Origin of the sequence: Alcaligenes sp. SJTW-7 (genome assembly GCF_047716895.1) — a bacterium.
Lineage (GTDB): Bacteria > Pseudomonadota > Gammaproteobacteria > Burkholderiales > Burkholderiaceae_B > Alcaligenes > Alcaligenes ammonioxydans.
The window spans coordinates 2,645,940-2,658,292 of sequence record NZ_CP136682.1; the positions used below are offsets into that span (position 1 = coordinate 2,645,940).

A 12,353-nucleotide genomic window follows, 5' to 3' on the forward strand; every position below is an offset into this window, starting at 1 on the left:
AACTCCAGCGACAAACAACGCCGAAAATAGACGTAAAGAGAGAAAACAAAGCTAAAGCCAACAGCGCAGAAAAACGTACGCAGTTACACAGACGAACGAGGTATATCCCCAAACACGGGCACAGAACGAGACAGGACAGTTGCAGTTGCAGTTGCAGTTGCAGTTGCAGTTGCAGTTGCAGTTGCAGTTGCAGTTGCAGTTGCAGATAGCTTACACAGCCCTCTACTTGAGCCCTCCGCGATACTTCTTTTTTCCTGGGATGGGGGAACACGGCCCTGGTGCGAGTCAGGGCTTTAGCCGCGGTCTATTGAGCGATTCAGGATGCAAGCCCAGTGCTGTTTGGGCCAGGCGCTTGTACTGGGTACGGGGGACCCAGTACCTGGCGAGTTCAGTGGACGCCTGGACTGTTCCATCGCCAAGGGTACCCGTGCGCAGCGCGGGCCAAAGCCCCGCTCCAGGATCGTGCTCCCCCACCCTAAGAAAACCAAACCAATCTCGCCCCGAAGTCTTAACCAAGAAGCCCGAATCCAAAAAAGACAAACTTTTCTACAAAAAATACCAAATCACAGCAGGCAATAAAAAACGCCACCTGACTCCAGATGGCGTTTCCCCCTAAGCTCAAAGCCGTAGCAGTCAAGGATGGCGCGACACAGCCTCCGCCGGCTGACGAGTCAGCAAAGCCAACAACTCCGCCAACTCACGCTGCAATTCGCGTCGATCCACCACCATATCGATAGCGCCCTTTTCCAGCAGGAACTCGGCACGCTGGAAACCCTCTGGCAGCTTCTCACGCACTGTCTGCTCAATCACACGCGGACCCGCGAAACCGATTAAGGCGTTAGGCTCGGCAATCACCACATCGCCCATAAAGGCGAAACTGGCCGACACGCCACCCATGGTAGGATCAGTCAGAATGCTGATGAACGGCAAACCCGCCTCAGACAGTTCCGCCAAAATCGCCGTGGTCTTGGCCATCTGCATTAGCGAGAACAAACTCTCCTGCATTCGCGCACCACCCGAAGCAGCCACACAAATAAAGGGGCTGCGATTGGCTATGGCAGCCTGCACCCCACGCGTGAAGCGCTCGCCAACCACCGAACCCATGGAACCGCCCATGTATTCAAACTCGAAGCAGGCGACCACCGCGGGCACAGACAAGATCGTGCCGCCCATGACTACCATGGCTTCAGTTTCACCCGTTTGCTTGGTCGCCTCGGAAACACGCTCCGTATACTTGCGTGAATCACGGAACTTCAAGGGGTCCATAGGACGAGTATTGGAACCAATCTCGGTCTGGCCTTCGGGGTCCAGCAAGGATTTGATCCGGGCCCGAGCACCAATACGCATGTGATGGCTGCACTTGGGGCAGACATTCAACGTGGCCTGGAGATCTTCCTTATAGAGCACAGACTCGCACGACGGACATTTCACCCACAGCCCTTCGGGCACGCGACGGCTGCTTTCAGGGTTACGGTTAATTCGCGGCGGGAGTATTTTCTCGATCCAGCTCATTGTTAGATCCTGTTTTCGCTTGGCCGGCGCGAGGCCCACCAAGCTCTTTATTCTGAAAAAAAGCGCCTGTTCATCAAGAACAGGCAGATGATTCTATACGCGGAATAGGTATTTGGGCTAATTATCCAGCGCCTGGCGTATCTGCGCGAGCCATTGACCAGCTGCCGCTACTGCTGCCGCATCAATGTCCTTTTGCGCTTTGCCAGCATTTTCCTGCACCGCCTGCTCCATGGTCTGGATCAGCTTGGAACCGATGACCACCGCGTCCGCCGTGCGGGCAATCGCCCGGGCGCTTTCGGCGTCACGAATCCCAAAACCCACCCCGACCGGAATTTTGACGTGCTGACGTATCCGCTGCAAGTGCATTTCCACATCAGCCACATCAATCTGGGCTGAACCGGTCACCCCTTTGAGGGATACATAATACACATAGCCTTGGGCCAACTCCGCCACCTTGGCGATGCGTTCGTCCGTGGAAGTGGGCGAGAGCAGGAAAATGGTATCAACGCCCTGCTCGGTCAGCAAACGGGTGAAATCCTCGGACTCTTCGGGGGGATAATCCACCGTCAGCACCCCGTCCACCCCGGCCTCGCCCGCCATGACGGCAAACTCGGCCTGACCAATGCGCTCAATCGGGTTGGCGTATCCCATCAGCACCACCGGAGTGTCCTGGTCGATCAGACGAAACTGCTGCACGATCTCCAGCACTTTGCGCAGACCCACGCCGCGGCTGATCGCCCGTTCGGCCGCCTGCTGAATCACCGGGCCATCGGCTGTGGGATCAGAAAAGGGCACGCCCAGTTCAATGACGTCCGCACCTGCCTGACGCAAGGCATGCATCAACGCCACCGTCGCAGGCACCGAGGGATCACCGGCCGTAATATAAGGGACCAGGGCGCAGCGCCCGTTCAACCCGTCAAACGTCTTTTTCAGACGCACATTACTCGACATATCAGTTCCCGATTGCTTACAGTGTCAAGCCGCCGTACTCGGCGACCGTGTGCATGTCTTTATCGCCACGACCGGACAAGCTCACCAGGATAATCTTGTCTTTAGGCAGGGTCGGGGCGATACGAGCCGCATGAGCCAAGGCGTGCGAAGACTCGAGCGCCGGCATGATGCCTTCGATGCGGCAGCAATCGTGAAACGCTTTCAGGGCATCTTCATCGGTGCAGGTGGCATATTGGGCACGGCCGCAGTCCTTCAACCACGCGTGCTCAGGACCGACACCGGGGTAATCCAGGCCCGCCGACACCGAGTGCGTGGGCATGACGTTACCGTCATCATCCTGCAGTACATAGGTGCGGTTACCGTGCAACACGCCCACCATGCCCTTGTTCAGGGAGGCCGAATGTTCCAGCGTGTCCAGACCACGCCCAGCCGCTTCCACCCCGATCAGCTCGACATTCTTGTGCTCGATATAAGGGTAGAAAATGCCCATGGCATTGGAGCCACCGCCTACCGAAGCCAGCACATAATCGGGCTGGCGACCGGCATCCTGAGGCATCTGCTCCACACACTCGTTACCAATCACGCACTGGAAGTCGCGCACCATCATCGGATAAGGATGAGGCCCGGCAACCGTGCCAATAATGTAGAAAGTATTGCTGATGTTGGTAACCCAGTCGCGCATGGCTTCGTTCAGCGCATCTTTCAGAGTGCGCGAACCCGATTCCACGGGGACCACGGTCGCACCGAGCAGTTTCATGCGGTACACGTTGGACGCTTGACGACGCACGTCCTCGCTTCCCATATAAACCACGCATTCCAGCCCATAGCGGGCAGCGACCGTCGCCGTTGCCACGCCATGCTGGCCTGCTCCGGTTTCCGCAATAATGCGTGGCTTGCCCATACGGCGGGCCAGCAGAATCTGTCCAATACAGTTGTTGATCTTGTGTGCGCCAGTGTGATTGAGATCTTCGCGCTTGAACCAGATCTGAGCTCCACCTAGTTGCTCCGACCATCGACGGGCATGGTACACGGGGCTGGGACGACCAACAAAGTGCTTGAGCTCATAGTGAAACTCATGCAAAAACTCAGGATCGTTCCGATACTGTTCGTAGGCTGCTTTCAACTCGTCCAGGGCGTGGACCAGCGTTTCAGCGACAAACGAACCTCCAAACTGACCAAAATGTCCATCCGGGTCGGGCAAGGTATAGGTTTTCAAAGCTCGCTCTCTTGATTGACAAGAACAATCGCGGGCACAACGCCCGCGAGGTGTAGGTTGACTGATTTTAGCAGTTCAGGACGAGTAGCGGCGGGCGCTGACCCCCGATAACTCGTTCAAGGCCGCCAACGCCTTTTGAATTTGCTCGCCATCACGCACTTCAATCGTAAATATCATGCGCGTCAACGAGCGACGACTCAAGGTATTAATACCGGTCACGTTCAAACGCAAGCGGGCAAACACTTCCGACAGATCACGCAACAGGCTGGGGTGTTCCTGCGCCTCAATGGCCAGATCCACCGGATATTGCGTATCTCCCGTGTCGCCCCAATCCACACTGATCGCCCGTTCAGGCTGTCGCTCGGCCAGTTCCTGATAGGACTTGCAGTCAGCACGGTGTATGGACACTCCGCGCCCCCGGGTCACAAAGCCAGCAATCAGGTCCGGAGGAGCAGGACGACAGCAACGGGCCAGTTGCGTCATCAGCGAATCGACTCCCACCACCAATACACCGCTTTTTCCGGTTTTCGAGACACTTTCCCGGGCCGCGTCAAACACACGCTGAACAGGTTCCTCTTCCTGCACATCCTCACGGAACAAGGCGTCCACCTGCCGCAGACTGAACTCATCCTTGGCCACCGCAACATACAAGTCATCTGCCTTGGCAAAGCCCAGCTGTTGCGCCATCTGCTCCAGGTTCACGGCAGTGCGGCCCAACCTTTGCAGCTCTTTTTCGACCATGCTCTGGCCTTGGGAGATGCGCTGCTGCAACTCAATCGCATTAAACCAGGCCCGCACTTTGGAGCGCGAGCGTGGGCTGGCCAAAAAGCCCAGTTGCACATTTAGCCAATCACGCGATGGCCCTCCCGACTTGGCGGCCACAATCTCTACGGTTTGCCCTGTCGACAAACGGGTGGATAAAGGCACCATCTGCCCATCAACCCGCGCCCCCCGACAACGGTGACCCAAGTCGGTATGCAAGTAATAGGCAAAATCGACCGGGGTTGCACCCACAGGCAACTCAATGACACGGGCCTGTGGCGTCAACACATAAATATGTTCGTCCTCCTGCGCCTTCAAGGGGCGAGCCAGCGCCTCCTTTTTGCTGACAGGCGCATTGTCTGCCGCAGAGCCAGCTGACTCCGTGCGACTGTCAGGCAGAGACTCCGAGGCACTCGCGTTGGAGGTAGCCGCTTCCCTGTCCCAGGCCAGCAGTTGGCGCATCCAGGCAATCTTGCGGTCATCCTCGCCATCGGCCGTCTGCTGCCCGCCTTGCGCCCCCGCCTCCTTGTAACGCCAGTGAGCCGCCATCCCGTACTCTGCAAACTGATGCATTTCACGCGTGCGGATCTGAATCTCAAAGCAACGGCCCTGCGCGTCCGCAATCACGGTATGCAAGGAGCGGTAACCATTGGGCTTGGGCCGGGAGATGTAGTCGTCAAACTCCTCGGGCACAGGGGTCCACAGGGAATGCACCACCGCCAGGGTGTGATAGCAACTGCGTTCATCCTCGACAATGACGCGCAAGGCACGCAGATCAAACAGCTGCTCGAAATCCAGATGCTTGTTACGCATCTTGTTCCAGATACTGAAGATATGCTTGGGCCGGCCAGACACCTCGGCCACAATATGCTCGCGCTTTAGGGCTGCCAACAATTGGTCTCGCACCTGAGCAATCAAAGTCTCACGCTCTACGCGCTTGTCTTCCAGACGGCCTGCAATGTCCTTGTAGACCTCGGGGTTCAGGAAACGAAAGGCCAGGTCCTCCATTTCCCATTTGATCTGCCAGATACCCAGACGATTGGCCAGCGGCGTATACAGCTCCAGCGTTTCACGGGCAAACCCGACCGGACAAACTGTTTTGGACTGCCGATACCAGCGCAAGGACTGCAGCCGCGAGGCCAGACGCATCAACACAATACGCAAGTCGGCCGCCATCGCCAGCAACATCTTGCGCTTCATTTCTTTCTGATCGCCGCCGCCCGTCTGTTCCTTGGCCTGGCCGGTAATCGAGCCCAGTCGATACAGAGCACGCGAGCCTCGCACCAATGTCATGACTTCGGTGCCAAAGGCTTTTTGAACCGGGTCCTGCTTGACCTCCGGCCCCGGGGCCGGGGTCACGGCCAGCAAGGCACTGGCACGGGTTTGAGCGTCCACGCCCAGACCCGCCAAAATAAGCGCCACCTGAGCGCAATGACTGTCCAAGGGCTCGCCGGTGCTGCCAGTCAGATCCAGCAATACAGGCCCCGCCCAGTCGGCTGCCGCCTGCAAGAGCATGCGCCCTGCCTCATCCAGTCCGTGGCTGGCTTGCGCGAACCATAGCGGGGTAAAGGCCGACTCGGCCGTAGGGGGAGAAGCGGTGTGATTCATGTGGGTTACGTCGATGTGGCCACTCAGCGCGAAGAGGGCTCTCTATACTGTAGCCGCTAGTCTATCACCGCGAGTAAGAGCTTATGAGTCTGAACACATGCCGTCAGCTTCTGATGATCTGGCATTCCCGTACTGGCGCCGCCCGCCAGTTGGCCGAACAGGCCGAAGAAGGCGCGCTGGAGGTGCTCAGGGAGCTGGACATGACCGATCACCTCCGTATCAAACGTGTGCATTGCGATCGCGTGCAGGCACAGGATTTACGCGATTCACAGGCCTACCTGTTCTGCGCCCCCGAGAATCTGGCCAGCCTGAGTGGGGCCATGAAAGAGTGTCTGGACCGGAACTACTACGAGGTGCTGGATCAGCTGAATGGGCGCCCCTATTCCGCCTTCATCAGCGCAGGTAGCGATGGGCAAGGTGCGCAACGACAACTGGAACGGATTTGCACAGGCTGGCGGCTGGAGCTGGTCGCCCCCATCCGTATCTTCAATTTCCACGCCCAGACGCCAGAAAGCATTCTGGCCCCCAAATCTTTGAGTAATGAACAAATTGCCCAAGCCCGTGAAGCCGGCGGGCATCTGGCGGCTTTGCTGTGTCTATGAAAAAAGCCCTCTGCCTGGGCAGAGGGCTTTGATTCGACGGATTCGCTTGGCAGCCTTATCGTCTTGTCGTTCAAGCGCCTTATCGCGTGGTAAGACGCTCGCTACAGGAACCACTCTTTGTACCGCCTTGCCTGCGTTACCGGAGGCACTGTATCCACAGAACCCGCGGCAATCAGCACGCGCTCAAGCCGGTGGCAGTTGGAAAACCTGTCGCAAGTAAGCCAGATAGGCCGGATCATCACACATGGTCTTTTCAGGAGCATCGGACACTTTCGCCACAGGCTGACCATTGCAACGCACCATCTTCATGACGATCTGCAAAGGCTCATGCCCCAGATCATTGGTCAGATTGGTCCCGATCCCGAACGACACTTTGCACCGACCGGCAAAACGCAGGGCCAGTTCAATCGCCTTGGGGATAGTCAAACCATCGGAAAACACCAAGGTCTTGGTGCGCGGATCGGTACGGTTGGCTTGATAGTGCGCCAGCAAACGCTCGCCCCAGATGAAGGGGTCGCCCGAGTCGTGACGGGCACCATCAAACAGTTTGCAGAAATACATATCAAAATCGCGCAGGAAAGCATCCATGCCGTACACGTCCGACAAAGCGATACCCAGGTCACCACGGTACTCTTTCGCCCATACCTCCAGGGCGAACGTCTGCGAGTCCCGCAAGCGCGGACCCAGGGCCTGACAGGCCTGCAAGTACTCGTGACCCATGGTGCCCAGGGGCGTCACCCCGTACTTCATGGCCAGCCAGACATTGCTGGTACCGGCAAAATGCGGCTTCATCTGCTCGATCATGGTGGTGACCACTTCTTCGTGCCACTGCTTGGAAAAGCGGCGGCGCGTGCCATAGTCAGCCACACGAAAATCGCTTAACGCCGGATCATCCACCACCAGACGCATCTTGGATTGCAGGCGCTCGCGCCCTTCTGTCCAAGGCGGTTGCGGACATTCGTTGCGAAAGTAGACCTCGTTCACAATGGCCAGCACGGGGATCTCAAACAGAATTGTGTGCAACCAGGGGCCCTGCACCGAGATCTCGATCTCGCCGGGCACTTCGCCTGCCTGCACCTGAATGCAGCGTTCAGGCAAATGAAACAGACCCAGGAAATCCACAAAATCGCTTTTGATAAAGCGCAGGCTCCGCAAATAGTCCAGCTCAGCGTCTGAAAAACGCAACTGACACAGCGCATGAATTTCCGCCCGGATCTGGTCCAGATACTGGCTCAAATTAATATTGGGAGTACGGCATTTGTAGCGGTACTCCACGTGCGCAGCCGGGAAATGATGCAAAACAACCTGCATCATGGAAAACTTGTACAGGTCCGTATCAAGTAAAGAGGTAATGATCATCACAAACCTACCGATTTTGATTGCGCAACCATAGCACGGGCGCCCGTTCTTGCGTACCGCTATCTAGCGGAACAGCTATTGCGCCATCTCAATAAGCAAGACGCCGAATATTCGTTAAAATCGAAAGATTCGATTTAAATCCCATTTTTATCGTTCAGGCCCTGTGCGTTGTGGCGCACCCAGACACGGACCCTTCCGTGATTAACCGCCTTAGCGATACCGCAGGAGTGTTACTGAAATGACCCACGTCGTCACCGAAAACTGTATCAAGTGCAAATTCACCGACTGTGTGGATGTGTGCCCCGTCGACTGTTTTCGTGAAGGCCCGAACTTTCTGGTGATTGACCCGGACGAGTGCATCGACTGCGCCGTCTGTATTCCCGAATGCCCGGCCAATGCTATTTTTGCCGAAGAAGATGTGCCGCAGGACCAGGTTCCCTTCATTGCGCTGAACGCCGAACTCAGCCCCATTTTTGGCAGCATCAACCGCTCCAAAAAACCACTGGAGGATGCTGACGACTGGAACGGTGTGGAGAACAAACTACAGTATCTGGAGCGTTAAGCCCAGCACGCTCCCTCTACCAGCCTGAGCAGGTGGCTGAGTTCATGTCCAGCCACGCTTGCGCCTAATCCCGCCTTTTGATAAAAATCTTGCTGCATTGCAGCAAGGGGAAAATCCCAAGTCCAGAGGAACGGTAAACATCGTATTGTTTCCCACAGGAAATAAGCATATACATTCCTCTGTATCAAACCTGGCAACACCAAGGCGCACTCTATGCTTTACGATCTGCACGAACTCCAGCGGGCTTTTCTGGCTCCGCTGGCCGCCTTTACCGGCACCAGCTCCCAATGGTTCTCCAATCCCTACAGTCCACTGGCCTATACCCCCCTGTCGCGCCAACTGGCGGCGGCCTCTGAACTGGTACACCGTATCGGCAAGGATTACGAAAAGCCCGCCTGGGGCCTGAGCGAAACCCAGATTGACGGCCAAGCCGTCGCCGTACGCGAAACCGTGCGTCTGGACAAACCTTTTTGCAGACTGATCCATTTCGAGCGCGATCATCCCAAGGCCGATCAGGACCCCATCGTCTTGCTGGTAGCGCCGCTCTCCGGCCACCACGCCACCTTGCTGCGTGAGACTGTACGGGCGCTGCTGCCCGACCATCGCGTGTATGTCACCGACTGGATTGATGCACGCATGGTGCCCCGCTCCGCCGGCCCCTTTCATCTGGACGACTACGTCCTGTATGTGCAGGAGTTCATCCAGACACTGGGGCCGACTGTCCATGTCATGTCCGTCTGTCAGCCCACTGTGCCGGTACTGGCCGCGGTGTCACTGATGGCCAGCCGTCGCTCAGCGGTCATGCCCCGCAGCATGATCATGATGGGCGGTCCCATCGACACCCGTCAGTCCCCCACGGAGGTCAATCGTCTGGCCACCACCAAGTCCTACTCTTGGTTCGAGAACAATCTGATTCATCGCGTGCCGGCTAAATACCCCGGCGCGCATCGTCGTGTGTATCCCGGTTTTCTGCAGCATGCCGGTTTTGTAGCCATGAATCCGGATCGCCATGTCAGTTCCCACTACGACTTCTATCAGCATCTGATCAAGGGCGACGACGATGACGCCCAGGCGCACCGCCGTTTCTACGACGAGTACAATGCGGTGCTGGATATGCCTGCCGAGTTCTATCTGGACACCATACGCATCGTGTTCCAGGAGCACCGCCTGCCTAAAGGTCAATGGCATGTCCATGGCGAACAAGTTCGTCCTCAGGATATTGAAGGCGTGGCTCTGTTCACCATCGAAGGCGAGCTGGACGACATTTCGGGGCAGGGTCAAACCCATTCTGCCCAAGGACTGTGCTCGAAAATCGCGCCTGCCCTCAAGCAACAATTTACTGCGCCCAACTGTGGCCATTACGGGATTTTCTCCGGAAGCCGCTGGCGCACGCTGATCTGTCCTAAAATCAGGGACTTCATCCGTCAGCACAACTGATTATCTGGCTTAAGCCGTTTCCAACGGGGCCGGAAGGCCCCGTTTTTGTATTCATGTCCGACACTTTGATACGGCGCATTGACGCCCTGCTTCCCCAGACCCAGTGCACCCGCTGTGGTTACGACGCCTGTCTGCCCTATGCCCAAGCCATTGCGCTTGAGGGTGAGGCCATCAATCGCTGCCCGCCTGGCGGGCAGGAAGGCGTACAGGCCCTGGCCGAGCTGCTGGGTCGTGCCCCCCTGCCTCTGGACCCGGATTGTGGGGAATTCACCGGGCCCAGCCGGGCGGTGATTATCGAAGAACACTGTATTGGTTGCACGCTTTGCATTCAGGCCTGCCCGGTAGATGCCATTATCGGCGCCAACAAACTGATGCATACCGTACTGGCCGACCGCTGCACCGGTTGTGAGCTGTGCGTCCCTCCCTGCCCGGTAGACTGCATCAGCATGGTGCCTACCGACGAATGGAGCAAGGAGCAGGCTGCCCAGGCCCGCCAGGACACGGAGCAACGTCGCGAACGCCTGCTGGCCCGCCACAAAGAAAGCTCGGACCTGGCCGCCCGTACGTTGGCCAACAAGCCGGTACTGGCCAACCATGCCGACCAGGCCGACAAACGGGAGGCCTCCATCGCCTCTGCGCTAGCCCGTGCCCGTGCCCGGCGCGCCAGCAAAACCGCCGGTGAGACCACTCCATGAATGCCGCCAAGCGCTACGAGATTTTCAGCCGTTTTCAGGCAGCCAACCCCAAACCCACCACCGAACTGGAATACGCTGACACGTTTCAACTGTTGATCGCGGTTATTTTGTCCGCGCAAGCCACAGACCGTTCGGTCAATTTGGCAACCGCCCGCTTTTTTCCGGAACATGGCACACCCGAGGGTATTCTCGCGATGGGCGAGGAAGGGCTACGCGAAGCCATCAAGACGATCGGCCTGTACAAAACCAAGGCTGCCAACGTCATCAAAACCTGCAAGATTTTGCTGGAACAACATCAAGGCCAGGTGCCCTGCGACCGCGCCGCTCTGGAAGCCCTCCCTGGCGTGGGCCGCAAAACCGCGAATGTTGTTCTGAACACTGCTTTTGGCTTGCCCACCATTGCTGTGGATACCCATATTTTCCGCGTCGCGAACCGCACAGGGATTGCACCGGGAAAAAATGTGGTGGAAGTGGAAAAAAAGCTGGAACGACTGATTCCCAAACCTTTTTTGCTGGATGCTCATCACTGGCTGATTCTGCACGGCCGTTATATCTGTGTTGCTCGCAAGCCCAAGTGTCCCCAGTGCGGGATAGCGGATCTGTGCGACTTCAAGCCCAAAACCGTTAACACTTAAGTAACAGATCAGTGGTTTGCCAACATTTGTTTACCAATCTGTGAAATAAAGCAAACCATCCTATGACAAACCCGCATGGTTTTGCGGGGCCAGGGCTCTCATACTGAAACGCATAAAGGACTCTGCCTAGCGTTTGCGAGAAATAACATCACCGCAGTCAAAGGCAAAGGACGCGTAACGGGTTCCTGCGCTGATCAGCCAACGTACAGGCCCATTTTGACGACTCACGACAAGGAGCGTTCTCATGATGCAGGCTGCCCTGGATATTGAGAATCTGTACGCTTGGCACCGAGAGTTTCCGCTCTTGCGCGGATTGAATCTACAGGTTGCCTCCGGCGAGATATGCACCGTCTTGAGCCGCAACCGGGCTGGCCGCAGCGCCATGTTACGTGCCATCGTGGGCTTGACGGACAGCCGTCGAGGCTCCATCCGCATTCAAGGCACCGAATCCATTCATCTGAGCCAACATCAGCTGGTGGATCTGGGGGTGGGCTACAGCCCTTATGAGCAAAGCATTTTTACGGGGCTAAGTTGTGAGGAAAACCTCCTGCTGCCTCCGGCTATCGGCACGACCTTGGGCGGCGGGATGTCGTTGATGCAAATTTATGAGCTGCTGCCCAGCCTGGAGCAGCGTCGGCATCATATGGCCACTCAGCTATCGACGGGCGAACAAAAAATATTGGCGATTGCCCGACTGCTACGCACAGGGGTCAACCTGCTGCTACTGGACAAAGTCTCGGAAGGTCTGGCGCCGGTGCAGGCCCAGACCTTGATCAAACTCATCTGTACCCTGCGCGACGGAGGCTACACCGTCGTACTGGCCGAGCAATGCCCCCAATTCTCTGCTGCCTTCAGCGACCGCTTCTATGTATTGGAGCATGGGCAGATCGTAGAACGATTTACACGTAGCGAGCTGAGCCACAAATACGAAACCTTGCATGCCCTCCTGGGTGACTGAGGCATTGGGCCAGTGTCTTGCCCCATATTGGGCCACCACCGCCGCTTGCCGGCCCT

General features: G+C 57.1%; 11 protein-coding genes. 6 read left to right on the forward strand and 5 right to left on the reverse strand.

Annotation, left to right across the window (positions count from 1 at the left end):
• Positions 1 to 633: 633 nt before the first annotated feature.
• The 4 genes from accD to RSQ48_RS11920 form a co-directional block, all read right to left on the reverse strand.
• Positions 634 to 1,512, reverse strand: coding sequence for an acetyl-CoA carboxylase, carboxyltransferase subunit beta (gene accD, locus RSQ48_RS11905; RefSeq protein ID WP_415301829.1), 879 nt, complete (start codon positions 1,510 to 1,512; stop codon positions 634 to 636).
• A 117-nt stretch (positions 1,513 to 1,629) separates the two neighbouring features.
• Entirely contained in the window at positions 1,630 to 2,463 is an 834-nt protein-coding gene (gene trpA / locus RSQ48_RS11910) for a tryptophan synthase subunit alpha (protein ID WP_003800981.1), read from the reverse strand.
• A 16-nt stretch (positions 2,464 to 2,479) separates the two neighbouring features.
• Positions 2,480 to 3,679, reverse strand: coding sequence for a tryptophan synthase subunit beta (trpB, locus tag RSQ48_RS11915; RefSeq protein ID WP_003800983.1), 1,200 nt, complete (start codon positions 3,677 to 3,679; stop codon positions 2,480 to 2,482).
• Between the two features lie 75 nt (positions 3,680 to 3,754).
• Positions 3,755 to 6,049: a RelA/SpoT family protein gene (locus RSQ48_RS11920; protein ID WP_415301830.1), complete on the reverse strand. Its 2,295-nt coding sequence runs from the start codon at positions 6,047 to 6,049 to the stop codon at positions 3,755 to 3,757.
• A gap of 83 nt (positions 6,050 to 6,132) precedes the next feature.
• Here RSQ48_RS11920 and RSQ48_RS11925 point away from each other — a divergent pair, with 83 nt between their 5' ends.
• Positions 6,133 to 6,651 carry a flavodoxin family protein gene (locus tag RSQ48_RS11925; RefSeq protein ID WP_003800987.1) on the forward strand — a complete coding sequence of 173 codons (519 nt, stop codon included), beginning with the start codon at positions 6,133 to 6,135 and terminating at the stop codon, positions 6,649 to 6,651.
• A 183-nt stretch (positions 6,652 to 6,834) separates the two neighbouring features.
• Here RSQ48_RS11925 and pncB read toward each other — a convergent pair whose 3' ends face one another.
• On the reverse strand, positions 6,835 to 8,010 hold the full coding sequence (gene pncB / locus RSQ48_RS11930; protein ID WP_003800989.1) for a nicotinate phosphoribosyltransferase: 1,176 nt from the start codon (positions 8,008 to 8,010) through the stop codon (positions 6,835 to 6,837).
• A 238-nt stretch (positions 8,011 to 8,248) separates the two neighbouring features.
• Here pncB and fdxA point away from each other — a divergent pair, with 238 nt between their 5' ends.
• The 5 genes from fdxA (at position 8,249) to RSQ48_RS11955 (ending at position 12,297) form a co-directional block, all read left to right on the forward strand.
• On the forward strand, positions 8,249 to 8,572 hold the full coding sequence (fdxA, locus tag RSQ48_RS11935) for a ferredoxin FdxA (RefSeq protein WP_003800991.1): 324 nt from the start codon (positions 8,249 to 8,251) through the stop codon (positions 8,570 to 8,572).
• A 213-nt stretch (positions 8,573 to 8,785) separates the two neighbouring features.
• Positions 8,786 to 10,009 carry a polyhydroxyalkanoate depolymerase gene (locus RSQ48_RS11940; protein WP_240209435.1) on the forward strand — a complete coding sequence of 408 codons (1,224 nt, stop codon included), beginning with the start codon at positions 8,786 to 8,788 and terminating at the stop codon, positions 10,007 to 10,009.
• Positions 10,010 to 10,062: 53 nt separating this feature from the next.
• Positions 10,063 to 10,704 carry an RnfABCDGE type electron transport complex subunit B gene (locus tag RSQ48_RS11945; protein WP_059318012.1) on the forward strand — a complete coding sequence of 214 codons (642 nt, stop codon included), beginning with the start codon at positions 10,063 to 10,065 and terminating at the stop codon, positions 10,702 to 10,704.
• Positions 10,701 to 11,339, forward strand: coding sequence for an endonuclease III (gene nth / locus RSQ48_RS11950; protein WP_003800998.1), 639 nt, complete (start codon positions 10,701 to 10,703; stop codon positions 11,337 to 11,339). Before RSQ48_RS11945 ends, nth begins: the two co-directional genes overlap by 4 nt.
• Before the next feature lie 244 nt (positions 11,340 to 11,583).
• A complete protein-coding gene (locus RSQ48_RS11955; protein ID WP_131070736.1) occupies positions 11,584 to 12,297 on the forward strand; it encodes an ABC transporter ATP-binding protein in 714 nt (237 codons plus the stop codon).
• Positions 12,298 to 12,353 lie beyond the last annotated feature (56 nt).